The 17875-nt window shown below is 51.2% G+C and carries 18 protein-coding genes; 6 read left to right on the top strand and 12 right to left on the bottom strand.

Going from position 1 to position 17875, the window contains the following annotated elements:
* Positions 1 to 89: 89 nt before the first annotated feature.
* The 3 genes from LSE01S_RS09535 to LSE01S_RS09545 all read right to left on the bottom strand — a co-directional run bounded on the left by LSE01S_RS09535 (position 90) and on the right by LSE01S_RS09545 (position 3170).
* Positions 90 to 1271, bottom strand: coding sequence for a DUF998 domain-containing protein (locus tag LSE01S_RS09535; RefSeq protein WP_061777406.1), 1182 nt, complete (start codon positions 1269 to 1271; stop codon positions 90 to 92).
* A 149-nt stretch (positions 1272 to 1420) separates the two neighbouring features.
* The gene (locus tag LSE01S_RS09540; RefSeq protein ID WP_061777407.1) at positions 1421 to 2284 is read right to left on the bottom strand and encodes an aldo/keto reductase; all 864 of its coding nucleotides are present in this window, start codon (positions 2282 to 2284) and stop codon (positions 1421 to 1423) included.
* A gap of 1 nt (position 2285) precedes the next feature.
* A complete protein-coding gene (locus tag LSE01S_RS09545) occupies positions 2286 to 3170 on the bottom strand; it encodes an aldo/keto reductase (RefSeq protein ID WP_061777408.1) in 885 nt (294 codons plus the stop codon).
* Positions 3171 to 3277: 107 nt separating this feature from the next.
* Here LSE01S_RS09545 and LSE01S_RS09550 point away from each other — a divergent pair, with 107 nt between their 5' ends.
* Both LSE01S_RS09550 and LSE01S_RS09555 read left to right on the top strand, forming a co-directional pair.
* Positions 3278 to 4159, top strand: coding sequence for a LysR family transcriptional regulator (locus tag LSE01S_RS09550; protein ID WP_061777409.1), 882 nt, complete (start codon positions 3278 to 3280; stop codon positions 4157 to 4159).
* A 63-nt stretch (positions 4160 to 4222) separates the two neighbouring features.
* Positions 4223 to 5263 carry an alcohol dehydrogenase catalytic domain-containing protein gene (locus LSE01S_RS09555; protein ID WP_061777410.1) on the top strand — a complete coding sequence of 347 codons (1041 nt, stop codon included), beginning with the start codon at positions 4223 to 4225 and terminating at the stop codon, positions 5261 to 5263.
* Positions 5264 to 5835: 572 nt separating this feature from the next.
* Here the strand turns inward: LSE01S_RS09555 and LSE01S_RS09560 are convergent.
* Positions 5836 to 6411 (bottom strand): NADPH-dependent F420 reductase, encoded by a 576-nt coding sequence (locus LSE01S_RS09560; RefSeq protein WP_061777411.1) that lies wholly within the window; start codon positions 6409 to 6411, stop codon positions 5836 to 5838.
* Positions 6412 to 6611: 200 nt separating this feature from the next.
* On the opposite strand from LSE01S_RS09560, the gene LSE01S_RS09565 reads away from it, so the two are divergent.
* The gene (locus LSE01S_RS09565; protein WP_061777412.1) at positions 6612 to 7040 is read left to right on the top strand and encodes an Rrf2 family transcriptional regulator; all 429 of its coding nucleotides are present in this window, start codon (positions 6612 to 6614) and stop codon (positions 7038 to 7040) included.
* A gap of 45 nt (positions 7041 to 7085) precedes the next feature.
* Here LSE01S_RS09565 and LSE01S_RS09570 read toward each other — a convergent pair whose 3' ends face one another.
* From LSE01S_RS09570 to LSE01S_RS09580, 3 genes are all read right to left on the bottom strand, one after another.
* Positions 7086 to 8054 carry an alpha/beta hydrolase gene (locus tag LSE01S_RS09570; protein ID WP_061777422.1) on the bottom strand — a complete coding sequence of 323 codons (969 nt, stop codon included), beginning with the start codon at positions 8052 to 8054 and terminating at the stop codon, positions 7086 to 7088.
* A gap of 124 nt (positions 8055 to 8178) precedes the next feature.
* Positions 8179 to 9309, bottom strand: a complete 1131-nt coding sequence (locus tag LSE01S_RS09575) for a GGDEF domain-containing protein (RefSeq protein WP_061777413.1) — start codon at positions 9307 to 9309, stop codon at positions 8179 to 8181.
* A 363-nt stretch (positions 9310 to 9672) separates the two neighbouring features.
* Positions 9673 to 10680, bottom strand: coding sequence for an NADP-dependent oxidoreductase (locus LSE01S_RS09580; RefSeq protein WP_061777414.1), 1008 nt, complete (start codon positions 10678 to 10680; stop codon positions 9673 to 9675).
* A gap of 175 nt (positions 10681 to 10855) precedes the next feature.
* Between LSE01S_RS09580 and LSE01S_RS09585 the strand changes: the two genes are divergently transcribed.
* Positions 10856 to 11398: a TetR/AcrR family transcriptional regulator gene (locus LSE01S_RS09585; protein ID WP_061777415.1), complete on the top strand. Its 543-nt coding sequence runs from the start codon at positions 10856 to 10858 to the stop codon at positions 11396 to 11398.
* 240 nt (positions 11399 to 11638) lie between these two features.
* On the opposite strand, the gene LSE01S_RS09590 is transcribed toward LSE01S_RS09585, so the two are convergent.
* The 4 genes from LSE01S_RS09590 to LSE01S_RS09605 form a co-directional block, all read right to left on the bottom strand.
* Entirely contained in the window at positions 11639 to 13198 is a 1560-nt protein-coding gene (locus LSE01S_RS09590) for an MFS transporter (protein WP_061777416.1), read from the bottom strand.
* Positions 13191 to 13778: a PadR family transcriptional regulator gene (locus LSE01S_RS09595; protein WP_061777417.1), complete on the bottom strand. Its 588-nt coding sequence runs from the start codon at positions 13776 to 13778 to the stop codon at positions 13191 to 13193. Before LSE01S_RS09595 ends, LSE01S_RS09590 begins: the two co-directional genes overlap by 8 nt.
* 199 nt (positions 13779 to 13977) lie before the next feature.
* Positions 13978 to 14241 (bottom strand): Txe/YoeB family addiction module toxin, encoded by a 264-nt coding sequence (locus tag LSE01S_RS09600; RefSeq protein WP_061777418.1) that lies wholly within the window; start codon positions 14239 to 14241, stop codon positions 13978 to 13980.
* Positions 14238 to 14504, bottom strand: coding sequence for a type II toxin-antitoxin system Phd/YefM family antitoxin (locus LSE01S_RS09605; protein ID WP_061777419.1), 267 nt, complete (start codon positions 14502 to 14504; stop codon positions 14238 to 14240). The genes LSE01S_RS09600 and LSE01S_RS09605 overlap by 4 nt, the downstream gene beginning before the upstream one ends.
* Positions 14505 to 14715: 211 nt before the next feature.
* Here LSE01S_RS09605 and LSE01S_RS09610 point away from each other — a divergent pair, with 211 nt between their 5' ends.
* Positions 14716 to 15645, top strand: a complete 930-nt coding sequence (locus tag LSE01S_RS09610) for a tyrosine-protein phosphatase (RefSeq protein ID WP_061777420.1) — start codon at positions 14716 to 14718, stop codon at positions 15643 to 15645.
* Positions 15646 to 15993: 348 nt separating this feature from the next.
* Positions 15994 to 16740, top strand: coding sequence for an alpha/beta hydrolase (locus LSE01S_RS09615; RefSeq protein WP_061777421.1), 747 nt, complete (start codon positions 15994 to 15996; stop codon positions 16738 to 16740).
* A gap of 187 nt (positions 16741 to 16927) precedes the next feature.
* Here LSE01S_RS09615 and LSE01S_RS09620 read toward each other — a convergent pair.
* The coding region (locus tag LSE01S_RS09620) for an LPXTG cell wall anchor domain-containing protein (protein ID WP_156470512.1) at positions 16928 to 17875 on the bottom strand (948 nt) is incomplete at its 5' end.

Here is a 17875-nt window from a genome sequence, read left to right on the forward strand (position 1 = left end):
TGAGGCCTAATTCGACAGTGAATTGGCCTCCTCAAAGTCCCACCATCAACCCCCGTTGACGGTGAATCTTTTGTTCTCAGAAATCTTATCTAATTCGATTTATCCATATCCATCAAAGCAATGGTACTCTCCGCCCCATTGTTAATCAGGGCTTCAATCCGGTCAAATAGCATCAGCAACCAACCGAAGGCCAGTAAAAACGCAATCATTTCAAACGCCGTCAGCGACAGGTATCCCAGTACCCGGAAAAGACATTCGGCCACCACCAGCGTCATCCCGACACCATACGACAGAACCAAAAAGTCCGTGGTCACCGCCGGTAATAGCCAGCGCACACTCACCACTAGGGCAATGATGAAGAAGACGAGAAAGCTCGCTACCTGGTCGTGAAGGTCGTGGGAAGCGGCATTATTGGGAAAGACGCCGACCAGGCCTAGATTAACCGCCGTCAAAGTTAGTAGAATACGTAACAGAATTAACCGCCGAGACCCCGCAAAGAACTCATTTAGGCTCACGAAAAGGTAATCAATGAGGGCCACCATCAGCAGTGCCGAGAAGATCAGCGTGGCATTGAATTGCCAGCCACTAGACGCATTGCTGGTTCCCAAGAAACTCAGGTTATGTTGCCACCAATACTTCTGATTGTTTACGGCCATCGAAATGACCACCCCACTGATAATAACCAGCGTGAGAACCGTCGATAGCACGCCCGCATCCACCACTAGGGCAAAGTAAACCATGGCCAGGTTGCTTAACACCCCAAACACGAAGAAAATAATACTGGCCGTGAACCGGTCGAACACCACGCCTTTGAACAGGAGGCCAAACAGCCACATACTCCCAATCAACACCAACGCCAGGATCAACGCGAATGACAGGACAATCACCGGAAAGTTTCGCCAGTAAATATTCTTGGTGAAATGGTTCTGGGGATTATTCCGATCCCAAATGAAGAACCCAGCGAACAACAAGGTGCCCATAATGACCCCCAACACAATGATGTCCGTTGCCAATGAATAGTCTCCACTGAATTTAATCGAATGAATCTTTTGAATCACAAAGGAAATATAGTACCCCAGGCTAACCAGCACTGCCGTCAGTAATGGCCAGCCGAGTACCCCGTTTTGAAAGATTCGTTGTCTGGACGACTCCTCGAACTGGACGACCAGCCGGTCCTTCTTCACGATCAGCTTGACCGGGGTCTCGTCCTTGAGCTGCAGCTGCTCCGCAACCTCCTTCGGAATTGATAAATGAAAATCTTTTTTTGCCATTTGCTCCTCCACTTTCGTCCGAACTATTAAAGCTATTATAGCAAATCACGTGAAGGATCAGGGAAAATAAAAGGTCCGCCACCCTGCTAAGCCGGATAACGGACCACTTTCATGGTGTCATAATCATCTAATGCCGATACTGGTTAATCCTAGTCGTTGGCATGCACATCATAGGCCGCTAACTGTTCCGCGACACCAGGCGCATCGGGATCATGACTCCCTTTGCCCTGATCGAGGGCCGCCATGGCGGCCATGTCTGCCGGCGTCAATTCGAAATCAAAGATGTCACGGTTGCTCTTAATCCGGTCGGCATGGACCGACTTAGGAAAGACGACGACGCCTAGTTGATTCTCGAATCTCAGAATGATTTGGCCCACGTTTTTGCCGTATTTCTCAGCCAAGCCCGTGATGACGGGGTCGGTCATGAGTGCCCGATTTCCTTGGCCCAGTGGTGCCCACGCTTCAAGTGTCACGCGTTGTTTATCCAAAATCGCGCACAACGGCTTTTGCTGGAAGTACGGGTTGAATTCCACCTGGTTAACCGCTGGCATTGTCGCGAAGTCGGGAACAAAGTGGTTCCAAATCTTGGGTGTCATGTTGGAAACCCCAATCGACCGAATCTTGCCGGCCTTTTGTGCGGCCTCCATGGCCCGCCAGGCACCGGGAACATCCCCATAGGGTTGATGAATCAGGTAAAGGTCGATGTAATCCAGGCCTAATTTCTTCAGTGACAAGTCAATAGCCTTGGTGGCCGCCTCGAAGCCAAAGTCCTGCAACCAAAGCTTACTGGTCACCCAGATTTGGTCCCGGTCAATGCCACTATCCTTGATGGCCCGGCCAACCTCGGCTTCGTTGAAGTAAGCAACGGCCGTATCGATGTGCCGGTAACCCAGTTTCAGTGCTTCGGTCACCGCCTGATAAGTCGTGCCGTCACTGGGAATTTGAAAGGTGCCAAAACCAATGGCAGGAATTTGGTTACCATCATTTAAGGTTATCGTTGGTGTGTTGGTCATATTAAAAGTCCTCCTTCAATTGTTTAAGACTTGAACCGAAGATTTGTTCAATCGTAACGGGATCACGGTGGTCGAAGAACTGGCTGACACCGGTGTCGAGCCCAGCCATGGTCGTCATTTCAGCGGCCGTTAGCTCGAAGTCGAAGACCGCCATATTCTCGGCAATTCGGTCGGCGTGCACCGACTTCGGAATCACGGTAATCCCCCGTTGGAGCAACCACCGCAAGATCACTTGACCGGTGGACTTGCCATGGGCTGCCGCAATTTCTTTAATGGTGTCGTTGGTGAATAGGTGATGCTTGCCCTCGGCGAAGGGGGCCCAGGCCTCAACCCGGACATCATCACTCTGGTTAAACGCCACTTCTTTGGGCTGCTGGTACCAGGGGTTCACTTCAATCTGATTTAAAACGGGCTTGACCGTCATGGTCAGTTCCAAGTTTTTCAACTGGTCCGCATAGAAGTTCGACACCCCAATCGCCCGAATCTTCCCGGCATGGTAGGCTTCTTCCAATGCCCGCCAAGCCCCCATTGTATCGCCATAAGGTTGGTGCAACAGGTATAGATCCAAGTAATCCAAACCTAACCGGTCGAGTGAGGCCTCGATGCCGCGTTGGGCCCGCTCGTAAGTAAAGTCCGAGACCCATAACTTAGAGGTCACGAAGATTTCTTCGCGGGGAATACCACTCTTTTTAATGGCCCGACCAACCGCTGCTTCATTTTGATAGGCCGTCGCGGTATCGAGTAACCGGTACCCCGCCCTTAGTGCTGCCAAGACAGCGGCCTCACAGTCGTCCAAATCGGGAACCTGGAAGACCCCGAAACCTAATTGGGGCATGTCGACCCCGTTGTTTAAAGTAATCGTTGGTACGCTTGTCAATTTAGTCATCCTTTCCGTAAATCCTTAATGCCCTCACTATACAAGCGAACCAACCATTTGAAAATTACCAGTTAAGCATGCTAGTATACGATCATCGTATACTAAGGAGTGAGACTATGCTCGATAATTACTTACTCACGGAACTGGTGACCTTCGCGCAAACGGGAACCCTTGCCAAGACCGCGGAGAGTCTGAATGTGACCCAACCCACGGTAACCCGGGGCATGCAAAAATTAGAAACCGATCTAGGGGTCCGGCTTTTTGACCGTCAACCCAACCGTCTGTTGCTAACGGCTACTGGGAAACTGGCGGCTCGGGAAGCGGCAACCATTCTCGCAGCCAATCGCACGGCGGTCGATCGCATTCGACAGTTTGACCGGCACCAGCAACAACTGAAGGTGGGGACCACAATCCCCGGACCCTTGATTCTATTCGAAACGATCGCTACTCCCGATAATGTTATCCTCACGCCGCAGCAACTGCCGACAACGGATTGGGAAACGCGGCTGACCGACCACGATTACTCGCTGATCCTAGGCCCCGAACCCGCCACAACCCCTGGCCTCGATAGCCACTACCTGGGAACCGAAAACCTAATCGTCCATCTCAACAAATTCATGATGGTCGCTAATCAGGCTAGCGTCACCTTCGCCGAACTACAGGACCTCCGTTTCTTGGTCCTCAACGACATCGGCCCCTGGCGCGCCATTATTCAATCGGCAATCCCCAACGCCAAGTTCTTTTATCAAAAGGAACGCGATGCCTTCCTGGAGATTTCCAAGTTCTCAGACTTCCCATACTTTAGCACGAATCTATCCCCGCTCGATCCAGCTCTCAGTCCGGCAGGTACCGATGATAGTCGCCTGCCAATCCCCATCAGCGATGACGCCGCTCACATGCAGACCTACGCCACCTACCTGCACGAGGACCGCAAACGGGTCCTGCCGTTAATCCACCAACTCGAGGATGCCTGGCCAAAGGCCGCCTCACGTAAGTAAAGTCACTTTACAACCTCTCACGAAACGCCTAAACTTCACTTAGAATGTTAAGGAGGTCACAATATGAAAACCACTGTTTTTATGGAACCTGGAAAAGTTAATCTCGAGGACGTCGACAAGCCCAAGATTCAAGCCGACGATGATGTAATTATTCATGTTGTACGGACCTGTGTCTGTGGATCCGACCTGTGGGCTTACCGTGGGCTCGAAGATAAGGACAAACACTCCGTCAACTCCGGTCACGAAGCGATCGGGATTGTCGAAGAGGTTGGGAGTGCCATCACCACGGTCATTCCCGGCGACTTCGTCATCGCCCCATTCACCCACGGCTGTGGTCACTGTGCCGCTTGCCGCGCCGGTTTCGATGGCGTCTGCCAAAACCACACGGATAACTTCAGTGCCGGTGTTCAAGCCGAGTACATTCGCTTCCAACACGGCGAATGGGCTTTGGTTAAGATTCCTGGCAAGCCCGCCGACTACAGCGAAGCCATGTTAGACTCTCTATTGAGTCTCGCCGATGTCATGGCTACCGGTTACCACGCCGCTCGCGTTGCCAACGTTAAGCCGGGTGACACGGTCGTCGTGGTTGGTGATGGTGCCGTGGGTCTCTGCGGCGTTATCGCGGCCCAAATGCGTGGGGCTAAGCGGATCATTGCCATGAGCCGTCATGAAGATCGCCAAAAGTTGGCCATCGAATTCGGCGCGACCGATATCGTTGCCGACCGTGGTGACGATGCCGTCGCTAAGGTGATGGCCTTGACTAACAACGCCGGTGCCGACGCCGTCCTGGAATGTGTTGGGACTGAATTGTCCAACGACACGGCCATGAAGGTTGCTCGTCCCGGTGCCATTGTCGGCCGGGTTGGTTTGCCTCATGAACCTAAGATGGACATGACCACTTCCTTCTACACCAACACGATCATCGCCGGTGGTCCCGCCTCCGTCACAACCTACGACAAGAATCTCTTGTTGAAGGCGGTCTTAGACGGTGCCATTCACCCCGGCAAGGTCTTCACTAAGTCCTTCGCCCTGAACGATATCGACGATGCTTACCAAGCCATGACGAAGCGTGAAGCGATTAAGTCATTGGTTGTCGTTGACTAATTAGTCATTAACTAAGGACGGTCTCAACAACGTTAAGTTGTCGGGACCGTCCTTTTAAGGTTGAAAGCTCCAAAGTGGCAACCCTGCTGGCTTCAGCAACAACAATGAGACCAAAACTAGGCAACCTGTTGGACCCTTCGCCTTACCGGCCGGCAGATATGGGCTGGAACGGTGCGAACACAACTTGAAGCCTCGAAAGAACCGAGTCTACAAGCTTGGTTTTCTCCTAAGCCGGCAAACATCGCCAGCTAAGGAGAACGACGCGCCTGAGCCCATATCTGCCGACCTCTCGGCTTACACAGTTGAACCGAAAGTGCGAAGTCTCCACGTTTTCCTCCTGTTGTCATGGTAAAACACAGTCAGAGCCGGAGGACCGTTCCTCAGTCCAGGGCGTTTTCACAGCAGGCAAAATTCTTGGCCTCCGGAGTGCGACAATTTACACGAATATAAGGTTACGAATCCTTGCCAATATTGGAGCGAGACCGGTATTCCCTCTTTCAACCTTCAGTTGACATAAAAAACTCGGCTAGTCCAACGACTAACCGAGTTTTTAGTGATTAATTTTAAATGGTTTACTTCAAGACACCGAAACCACCGGTCCAGCCAATCTTTTCGTTGGCGGCTAAGGTCATTTGCAGGAAGCCGAAGCTTTCTAGTTCCCGGGCCCGCTTCAATGAACCGGCATCGACAAAGGCCACACCACTGTCAGTTAAGGCAGCTGCCAACTGGTCCTTGGCAGCTGCGTCATCGCCGGCAGCCATCACCGTCGTTTGCACGTCATCACTAACCTTGCGGCTCTGTAACGTTGCGGCGAAGGTCGTGTTGAAGGCCTTCACAACCTTGGAATCTGGTAAGATTGCGGCAATTTCAGCAGCGGCTGAACTGTCCGCTGGAACCACTAATTCATCCCAAGTTTCAAAGTTCAAGGGATTGGTAATGTCCACAACCACCTTGCCGGCTAAGGCTGCCTTATTAGCCTTAGCAATGCTTAATGCGGCGTTGAATGGAACGGCCAAGACCACGATGTCGCCCAAGTTTTCAACGGGATCATTTGAGTCAATGAAGCTAACCTGATTACCCCCCTGTGTGAAAACGTCACCGATTGCGGAACCCATGTTACCTTTACCAAAAATTGTAATTGCTGCCATAATGAAGACCCCCTGATTAGTTTTTAAATTTAATTTGTATTATTTTTAAGTACATTTTTAAGATACTGCACTTAATGGCCGTTGTCAATCATTATGGGATAAAACAGCTGATTTATTTGAGCCATTTGATGATTAAACCTGACATTTCCTTAAAACTGTTATAAAATGAGATACAGAAATTAAAAAGGAGGTGGCCACAAATGGCTAATACCCAATTCAGTGACACCATTCACGTGCTGGTCTACATTGCCTACTTCAAGGGCAGGAAAATGACCAGCCAAGAGATTGCCAGTAGCTTGGAAACCTCGCCCAGTCTGATTCGCAAGATCATGGCGAACTTGAAGCACAGCCAACTCTTGGCCCCCACCCACGGGCCAACCCAATTGGCGCTCGCCCGGGACCCCGCCGACATTACGTTGCGCGACGTCTATGCCAGTTTGCCGGGCCGACAGCCCTTACTCAATGTGGACCATCACACCTCGGAAAACTGTCCCGTTGGTATCGTGATGCCGCAGATTCTGACACACTACTATAGTGAGATTCAGGCCGCAGCCGAGGCCAAGATGGCTAAGATTACCCTCCAAGATATTTTGAACGACGCCACCCTATTACAACGTATCGCCGAATAACACTAAAGGACCGCAAGCTTTTCATCGCTTGCGGTCCTTTTCTTTTTAAGTAAAGTAGGTCTGGGTTGCGCGCCGATAAGCCGCCAACAGGTCACGGATAGCCGCCTGAGCTTCACGCGACTTGGGCGCCATTTGGTCAAAGCAATGGAAGGCTCCGGGATAAATTGCTAGATCCGCGGGCACCCCGGCCGTCCGCAACCGTTGAAAATAGTGGCGAGTCTCGTCATAGAAGGGGTCAATATCCCCAACAAACGAGATGGCCGGTGGCAAGCCCGCCACATTGGCCAATCGAGCCGGCGCCGCATACGGCGACACCCGGTCGGTCCCAAATTGGTCACCCAGGTAAAGCCGCCAAGCGGCCGTGGAGGCCTGGGCATCCCATACCGGTGCATCATTATCTCGGGCGGAAGCCGACTGCCGGCGATCATCTAGCATGGGATACAACGGAATTTGACAGGCAATCGGCACGGTTCCCCGATCACGGGCTAACGCACTCAACCCACAGGCCAAGCCGCCGCCCGAGCTTTCCCCGCCAACAAACAATTGATTAGACCGAATCCCCAGGCTATCGGCATTCGTCGCCATCCAGGTCAAGGTGTCCGCAGCATCGTGTAACGCTGCCGGAAAGGGCGCCGTGAACGAGCGCCGATACTCGGGAACCACCACGACCGTGGGACTGGTTCGAATCAGCCTTTCAATCAAGGGCAACTCTGCCTCGGGCAGACCAAACGCGTATCCGCCGCCGTACAACCACAGCAGACCCGTGACCGATTGCCCCGCGACTAGTTCGCGGGGTTGATAGAGACAGACCCGTAAGCGACCGCCGTCCCGTCGCGGCAACCACACCGTCCGACCGACAATGGCCGGATCCTGCGGCGCCTGACCATACACCTGCCGGGTAATCACGGCCTGTAGTTGCCGGAACTTTGCCGGCGTATCATAGCGACCGAATAACCTGAGCTTCATCCCTGCCCAGCGTAGGTCCGGTGCCAACATCTTTAAGCTAACGTGCATGCGTTCTGCCCCTTTCTTGCCCTCATCCATCTTGGCAAAAGTATACGATCCCGCCCAGCTCAGGTAAACCATCTCAACTTGAGCGAACCAAAAAGGCGCTCCCACCAGGGGAACGCCTGCAGCCTTAGGCGATCGTTACGCGCATCCGCCCGTTTCGTTTTGAATGATACAGGTTACGGTCAACCCGATTAAACAGGTCCATCGGCGATTGGTCTTCGGTCCCAACGGCTGAAACCCCAACCGAAATCGACACCTGAATCACCGTCCCCGCCGTATGCACCTCCAAGTGATTAACCGCTTGAAAAACCTGATTCACAACGGATGCGGCTGCCGGTGCGGTGTAGCCCGGAAATAGAAGATTAAACTCTTCACCGCCCGTCCGGAAAAACTCGATCTGACCTTCATTGGCGGCCAGCACCGTCTGAACCGTCGCTGCGACCTCCCGCAAGACCACATCGCCAATCGAGTGACCATAAGTATCGTTAATGGCCTTGAAGTGGTCAACGTCAAACATCATCATGGTCAGTGGCTGCTGGTGCTCCTGACTGTCCTCAAAGTAATCCTTAATCGCCGCCGTATACGCCGCAAAATTTCCCGTTTGCGTCAACGCATCGTGACTGGCAAATTGGGCCAGCCGGAGTTTTAACTCGCTATCGTTGGCCAACATCGATACATAGACGTACAAGAGAATTTCAAAGATGACCAGGTACAACCACTCGTGCCAGTACGTTGCCCAACTAAAGTCGTACTTGAGCTTCATCCATAGCCATAGCAACGCCCAAAATGGCAAGACCACGCCAAGGTACAGCGCGAGATTTTGCTGGCGACCGTGACACTTAATCCGAATCACATTTAGTAACGTAAAGAAAATCATCAGGGTCACGGCATGCGCCCAAGACTGCCAGTACCCCAGCGACCCATCGAATAGCATGTAGACTAGCACGACGGGAAAGAAAAAGAAGTACGACACATGAATATTGAGAAAATACGCGCAGAAGATGATCGCGATCAGCTGAAAATTCATGAATTGCCAAGCGTTGCCCTGGCCGATCAGTAAGGCTTGAATGCTGAACACAAAGACCAGCATATAAATCACGCCATACCACGTATTAATAACATCATCTTTGACCCTAACTCGTCGTACATGGGCCCAAGAAACCAACCAGTTGTACGATACCCAGTAGAGCGTTAAGACGCCCAAAATAAAAAAGACGCCCGTAATAAATGGCGGTACCTGCCAATGCGACCAAGTCATTGTTTACCCCTTTTCACCTAATAGATTCCCTTTTGACCAGGACAGCCGATGTGTCCCGATCCTCGTTTATCATTTATCAGTGACCTATGGCCCAAGGCCACAAGAACGCTATTTTAGTTACAATATAAACTTTATTAGCCGGCAATACTATTACCAGAGTCGGGAAAGTGCTGAATTGTGTAAACATTCCCAATGGATAGGTATGTATTGGTCTTAACTATTAACCATTCCAATCCATCCCAAGTTCTCGCGACGCCCCCGCTTGAAAGCCCGGCGAGCCGGTTGGCAGACGGTGTACTATCAAAGACTCATAAAAATTAAAAAAGCCAAATCATAAACTGATTTGGCTTCTACTTGCGACAGTTAATCGTCAATTTTAATGATGACCTTCCCCTGAGAATGACCATGATTAACCAGATCAATGGCCTGGTTAATATCGGCCAAGTGAAAGACGGTTGGGTCAATGGCTGGTGAGATCTGATTCCGTTCAACCAGCGTCGTCACGGCACGTAACTGCGCCCCATCACTGCGGACGAAGATAAAGCGATAGCTAGCCCCCACCCGTTGGGCCTGCCGATCAATCTTTTGACCGGCAACGGTGAACAGAAATGCCTTGAACCACGATAAGTTATGGTCGGTCGCAAAACGCCGGTTAGGTCCCATGACCAATGACAGTAACTTGCCGCCTGGCTTTAACACACTGAGTTCATGGCTCAATTCCTTGGGGCCCACGGTATCGATGATGTAGTCCACCGGGTCCAGATATTCCCAGTAGTTTTCCTGACGATAGTCGAAGTAGCGATCGGCGCCCATGGCCATCACGCTGTCCTTGGCCAGCGCATTCCCGCTCACACTGACCTTCAAGCCCATTTCCTTAGCGATGGGAATCGCCATTTGGCCGAAGGACCCCGAACCTCCCGGAATCATGATCGATTGCCCGGCATGCGCATCCAGCTCTTCGTGGAGTCCTTGATAGGCGGTCAGACCGGTCAAGGGAACGGCGGCCGCGTGATCAAAGTCTAAGTTCGCTGGCATCTTGGCCAAGGCTGATTGTTCAATTACCAGGTATTCGGCGAAGGCCCCAATCCGGTCTAATGGCATGCGGGCGTACACGGCATCACCGGGTTGGAAGCCGGTGACCTGGTCTCCCACGGCCGAAACGACGCCCGAGAATTCGTTTCCCATGGTGACCGGGGTGGCGTAGTTTTGAATTAACTTAACGCTCCCCGTCCCAATCAACGAATCCAGCGGATTTACGGCGGCCACCTTGACCTTGACTAAGACGTCTTGAGGCCCTGGCTTGGAAACGGCTACCTCGCGAACCTGAAGCCGGAACTGTTTGTCGTATTTTACTAATTGCGCTGCCTGCATGTGATCAGCCTCCTAAATCCTTTGAGTAACTTTTTATCCGATTTGTAACTTACCGCTTAGTTTACCAGGCTGGTTACAAAAGTCAAATAAAGTTACTTTGACATATTTTGTGATAAACTAGGTTAAAGACTAAAAAGGAGCTAGCGCCAGTGAACCCGACTGACGACTAAAAATTATGGCACAAAATACTCGTGAAAAAATCATTCAAGTCGCAGAAACTTTAATCATGGAAACCGGAAAGACCGACGTCACGCTGGCCGATATCGCGGGACAGCTGGGGATGACCCATGCCGCCCTTTATAAGCATTTCCATAATAAGCAGGCTCTCTGGGAGGCCGTTGCCCAGGCCTGGTTTAACCGTGAGGTTCTTCAAGACATCACGGTGAATGATCAGCTGCCACAGCGCGAACAGCTTCATCAATGGCTCTGGACCTTTGTGAACGCCAAGAAGACCGCCTATAATACCAATCCGCAGATGTTCGCGCTCAATACCCGCTACGTCGACAATAATCCCCGAGCCCTCCGAACCGTCCTTACCAGTGCCTACGCCGAGATTAACCAAATCATGGGTTATGATCCCGCCACCTATGACCAGGCTGAGGCCGTTCTGGCCGCCTTCGCCATCTTTACGCTGCCCAACTTCAAGGACACCTGGAACGACGATGACTACCAGGAACGCTTCGAGCGGCAGTGGGCCTTAATTACCCAGGGCGTTTAACGTCAACTGGTCGTTGCTAGTCAACCTAACTAGCGACGGCTTTTTTCGTGCCGTCGACGGACTGCCGACCTCCCTCATTGGTTAAAGCAAAATCGTCTTGGCCATGAACCGTAAAGCCCCGCCACTCATAAGAATAAGGCAATCCCCGCAAAATGAACACGCCTTTCACTCGACAATTATAATCCGCATCCCGCCATATAAAAAAGCCGCTCCCAACCAAAGGTTAGGAGCGGCTGTATGCTAATCTCGTTGACTCGTCTTAACCGCATGATTTCGCATCAGGACCGCGGCACAGATCCCACCGACAACCACGATGCCGGCCGCCGTTAACGTGACCGCTCGGGTCCCGTTAGCGTAGGCCTGCCAGACCATCTGTTGAATGGCGTGACCGAAAGGCATCTTCGATAGGCGATCGCTAAAGGCAATCGCGTGACCGGAAAATGGCCCAGCTTCGACCAACGCCTGATGAATACCAGTCGCCGCAGCCTTAGGCATCGATGATACCTGGCCTATATGCTGGTTGAGATAGTGTTCGTAGACATTGCTCTGAACCAGTCCCAGGCACACAATTCCTAGCGTCACCCCAATTTGGCGGAAGACGTTGATCAGCCCGGAGGCCATTCCCATTTCCCGAACGGCGACGCCTTCCATCCCACTGCTGTTTAGGAGTGGGTTGACCAGCCCGTTGGTAATCCCCATGAGGACCATCCCGGGCCATAACTGGGCGAAGGAGACCCGCACCGTCATGGCATTGGCTAACATTAGAAAACCAATCCCACCGAGAAACAGGCTACCGCTAATCATCCATTTCTTAGAGTACCGGTTACCCAGGTATCCCGTGAGTGGCCCCAAGATTAACGACCAGATGCTGATGGTCAACTGCCGGGTCCCGGCCTGAAGCGCCGTGTACCCCATGTAATTTTGCATGAGCGCCGTCAGGTAAGTGTTGTAAGAATAGATCCCGGCCCCTAAGGCTAAGGCGACCATCACCGTCCCGACAAAATGGGGATTCTTGAACATGGCCAAGTTGACCATCGGTTGTTTAATCCGGCTTTCCGCCCAGATGAACAGAGCAAAGAGCACCACGGCGGAACCGAACCAGCCCAACATTTGGGGACTCGTCCAACTCCAGTGTTGGTGGCTTTCCTTTAGAATCAAACCGTAAATAAGGGCAAACAAGCTACCAGCCGAGAGAATCATCCCGATAAAGTCAATGTGCTGACTGCGACTCAAATCCGGAACCTCATCCACGTAAATCATGGTTAAAATAATCGCAATAATCCCAATTGGAATATTGACGTAGAAGATCGACCGCCAGCCGAACTGCGCAACTAAATACCCACCGACTAGCGGACCAGAGGCTGACGACAGACCGATAACCGATCCCAAGATTCCCAAGGCAACGCCTCGTTTACTCCCCTGGAAGGTCACGGCAACCAGTGCCATGGCGAGGGCATTCATCCCAGCACCGCCGAGGGCTTGGACCCCACGACCAATGTCTAAAATCAATAAGTTAGGCGCCAGTCCGTTGACCGCCGATGCCAGGACGAAGACGGCCAGAGAAATCACGAAGACCCGTTTTAACCCGTACATATCCCCGATCTTGGAAACAATGAGTAAGGTGACCCCTAAGACCAGTGAGTATGCATTCAGGACCCACTGAACGCTGTTAAAGGACTCGTTAAAGTCGCGAACCATCGTGGGCAGCGCCACGTTGACAATGGTCACGTCCAATAGTGCCATGAAAACCCCTAAGGATAAAGCTGTGAGCCCAATCCAATTCCGTGTTGATTTAGTCATTAGCTTGCTTTCCTCCATTTATACCGGCCGCTTCAATCCGGGCCAGCTGTTGATTACTCCATTTAATTTTGGCTTCGCTGGTTGTTATCTGTAGGTCCAGCGTGCGGATGCCCCATTCAATCGTCTCCGCAGCCTCATCCGCTTCATCATCGGCCTCATCGTCTAACTTCCGTTGAAGATGAAGCGTGACTTGCTGGTAGCTAGCCAAGTCTTCCAAGACGGCCGCCTTATATTCATTAATAATCTGCGATTGGACTGCCAGGCTGGCATCGGCCATCACCTTGAACTTGAAGCGATAAACCGACTCCCGCTTCGCATCCATGGCCACCGGCATCGCCAGCAGCTCTTGCAGATGTTGCCGTCCCTGCGGCGTGATGTGGGCCAACCGCTTGCCCCGGGCATCGACTTCGGTGGTCAAAAAGACAATATCACCAGCCGCCGCCAGCTTCTTCAATTGGGGATACATCACCCCATTGGAGACCTTGCGCCGCGGAACCAAGGCATTCTCCAGGACCTGGCGGAGCTTATAGCCCGACATATCCCGCGTACTCAATGAACCCAATATTAATAACTCGTACATACGCTCCCTCCTCAATAGGTCGTATCGACTTATTGAGTATAGGTCATTTCGACACATTGTCAAGGTGGGAAATTATTTTTGCCTTGATAAATCGTCACCGAACACTTGCCAATTTCCCGAACAACATAAAAAGGACGAGTCCAAATGAACTCGTCCTCAATCACTTATTTAGGTCATAACTAACCAATCTCAGTAAATATTACTCATAGTGACTCCAAGCCGAATAAATCCTGACAATTTTATTCTCATCATCTACTCGATAGACAACCCGATGTTGATTATTAATCCGTCGTGAATATCGTCCAGCAGCGTACGGTTGTAATTTTTCTAGCGACTGCGTCGGCGCGTAAGGGTCACGCTTCAACTCACGAATAACGTCCTCAAAGGTCTCTCTTAAATGAGATTGTTTAATCTTTCTCAGGTCTTCTTTGACGGCCTTTTGAAACTTAACTTGATAACTCATAGAGAATCCCAATCGACATCATCGATATCTTCAAAATCGTCCGCTGAACCCTTTTCCCGGTCACGCACCTTGTCCATCACACCGACATTCTCCAAGTAAATGGTTTCCTGAATCGAATCCCAATCCTGCTTACTGACTAGCACGGCCGCCTCCTTATCGTTACCATTGGCGGGCTCGATAACCACCGGCTTCTTTTGGAGATTAACCGCTTTAATTAAGCCGTACAAATTTTTTCTAGCATTGGTCGGGGTATAGGTATCCACAAAAATCACTCCTTCTGAACATGCGTATCATAGCGTACGGACTGTGCGTACGTCAAGCAAGGCGCACTCTAATCGCCTTTCATAGCCCTTTCATAATACTTGTTATCCTCAATCACCTTCATGCCCCTTATCTTTACACAATCTACATCATTGTCATACATCCAATCGGTATCCTAGGGGTTGTACCAAGATAAGAGGAGGAGTTTGTGATATGAATAAACGAATGAGTACCTTAGTGACTGCCCTGCTTTTGACCACCACGTTAGGTTGGCAACAACCCCTGATGTCCGTGACGGCCGCCGCTAAGACCAAGACGACCCAAACCACGAAGCGGGCCAAGGCCAAAACGGTCAAATCCCACTCGATCCACATCAAGTTGCAAGGGGCCTCTAACGCCCGCGACCTGGGTGGCTACATCAACAAGAATGGTCAAAAGATTAAGGCCCACCGCTTAATTCGTTCTAACGGCCTTTCGACCTTATCCAAGTCCGACCAAAAGAAACTCGTTAAGACTTACCATGTGGCAACCGATGTCGACTTACGGACGATTGCCGAACAAGAAAAGAGCCCCGACGTTAAGATGAAAGGCGTTAAGTTAGTTAAAGCCAACGTCTTCAAAAACTTTGCGCCCTTCCCAGACTTTTCCAAGAAGAATGCCGCAGACAAGATGATGGAAAAGTCTTACCACGATGCCATCACCACCGCGCAAGGCCGGAAAGCCTACAAGTCTCTCTTCCATCAATTATTGAAGAACCCTAAGAACAAGGCCGTCTTATGGCACTGTTCGGCCGGTAAGGACCGTGCGGGAATGGGGACCGTCTTAATTCTCTCTGCCTTAAACTTCAACAAGAAGGCCATCGCCCAAGACTACTTAAAGTCCAACACGTACCTCGTTGGCACCAACAAAGCCAACCTGGCCAAGCAAGAAGCTGGCTGGAAGGCCGCTGGTAAGGACCTGACGCCGACCGTTGTCGCCAACTTCAAGGCTACCAACGGCGTTAAGATGGCCTACCTGAACACCATGTACAAGGCCGTTAACAGCAAGTACGGTAACATGGATAACTTCTTACACAAGGGCTTAGGCCTGTCCAACACGCAATTGAAGCAATTACGGGCTAATTACCTAACCCCTGCCAAGTAAGGCTCATCGTAAACCAAAACTAATCATTAACCAACAGATACAAAAGGCTCAACGTTTCAATGATGCCGTGGCTTTCAAAATTGACCTGAATTTCTAGATCGCTAACTGGCTGGCATGTTTCCGATATTTTCCGGAAACATACCAGCCAGTTTTTTTATCCGGCGACGAAGGAGCCCCCTGCAATTTCAAGATATGGACAAAATCCCTAAGGCCAAGGTGATAACCTGTCAGCCTGATCTCAAGCTCACAGATATCACTTCTTGAAGAGTCCGCATGGAAAATGATGTGACAATCCATAAATTTTCAACTATCCTAACCGTAACGTCAATTTGACTTGGAGGTTTTAGCATGGAATTTAATGTCACTAGAGATGGACTCACCCTGGCCGGTATCTATGAGCCAGCACCCGAACCAAACGGAACGATTGCCGTCCTCTTTCACGGCTTTACCAGTGACCGCGGCTATACACCGACGGCCCTGCTGGAACAGCTGGCCCAGCGTTTGCGGACAATTGGTGTGGGAACGGTCCGCTTTGACTTCAACGGCTGTGGTCAAAGCGATGGTGACTTCGTCAACATGACCGTTCTGAACGAAATCGCTGACGCCCAGGCCGTGTTGACGGCGGTACAAGACCGACTCGCGCCGAAACAAATTGACCTCTTAGGCCATTCGCAAGGCGGTGTTGTCGCCAGCATGCTAGCCGGTTACAATGCCGATCTAATTCACAAGGTGGTCCTAATGGCCCCGGCGGCAACCCTCAAGGAGGACGCCCTTAACGGCCACACACAGAATCTGGTCTACGACCCCGAACATATTCCCGCTAAGCTCCCAATACGCCCAGGGAAGGTCTTGGGTGGCTTCTACCTGCGGACTGCGCAGCTACTGCCTATCTACGAAACAGCCCAAAACTTCACCGGTCCAGTCTGCCTAATTCACGGTGACGATGACCAGGTTGTGGCTTACAGCGCTTCCCAACGCTATGACGATATTTACCAACAAAGCACGTTACATCTGTTGCCCGGCGCCAATCATCGGTTAGACGGCGCTGCCCGTAACGATGTCCTCCAGTTGGCAACTGATTTCATTGCGAACTAACGACCGATGCTCCCTAATATTGGTTAATACAGCTCAAGTATTCGTTCTGAATTAAATATCTCTGGGTTTGATCTGCCCTCACTTAAGCCGCGTAACCTCACAAGGAGTCTATCAACGACAAAAAGAACGCTCCGTTTCCTTCATGGAAACGGGGCGTTCTTTTGCTTACCTTACGTACAAGGCACTTTTAGTCTTCATGACGCTTCCGACGGAATGGAACCATCAGGCCGGATAGCATCAGTAATCCTAATGCTACCAAGGAACCTTGGCTCTTCTCATCGGTTTGTGGTAACTCTGTGTCTTGTTGACTTGCTTGTTGCAGCTTGGTCATCCGTTGAGACTGGGTACGTCCAGTTGCAATAGTATCAGCTGCAGATGCCCCACTAACGCGATAACGATTGGCTTTACTTAGAGCCAATGGCTTCACAGCGGCCGCTTGCTTACGCAGCTTCTTAGCTTTGGCAGAGCCTGCCTTCTTCCGTGATGTTACCTTGTGGGTATTTGTATTGATCTTATCAGCAAGCTGACGCGTAAAGGTTGGGACCGTTCCGGTCTTATCAAACTTAATGATCGTAGACCCATCCTTACCATCAGGCAAAGTTACTGATAAGGCCCCGGGTTCAATCGTCTGTTGGTCCACAAGCTTACCATCTCTCAGTTCACTAACCGTCCGTGAACCACTGGTTGGATCATACGTATAGATTACCTGGAGACCATCAGGCCATTGCTTGGTAACCTTCACAACCTTATCGGCAACTGGTGCCGGTGCTGCTGGGTTGTGCGTAAACGTTGGCGTCGTATCTGAGTCACCGAACTTGACGGTTGCAGTACCACCAGCGCCGTCTGACAGGGTAACCGGTGTCCCGGGAACAATTGGCTTTTGGTCAACCGTCTTCCCGTTTCTTTGCTCCGTGACCATCCGGTCTCCAGTGGCTGGATCAAACGTGTAAATTGTTTGGCTACCATCGGTCCATGGCTTAACAACCTTGATAACATCACCATTGGCATTCGTTGTCGTGGCAGTCTTATCCTTAGCTGTCGTCGTTGTGTCATGTTCAAACGTTGGTTGGTCTCCTGGTTTTGTCGTCGCAACGGTCGTATCAGTATTACCTTGCTTTACCGTGGTCTCTGTAGT

The organism is Levilactobacillus senmaizukei DSM 21775 = NBRC 103853, assembly GCF_001592085.1.
Taxonomy (GTDB): domain Bacteria; phylum Bacillota; class Bacilli; order Lactobacillales; family Lactobacillaceae; genus Levilactobacillus; species Levilactobacillus senmaizukei.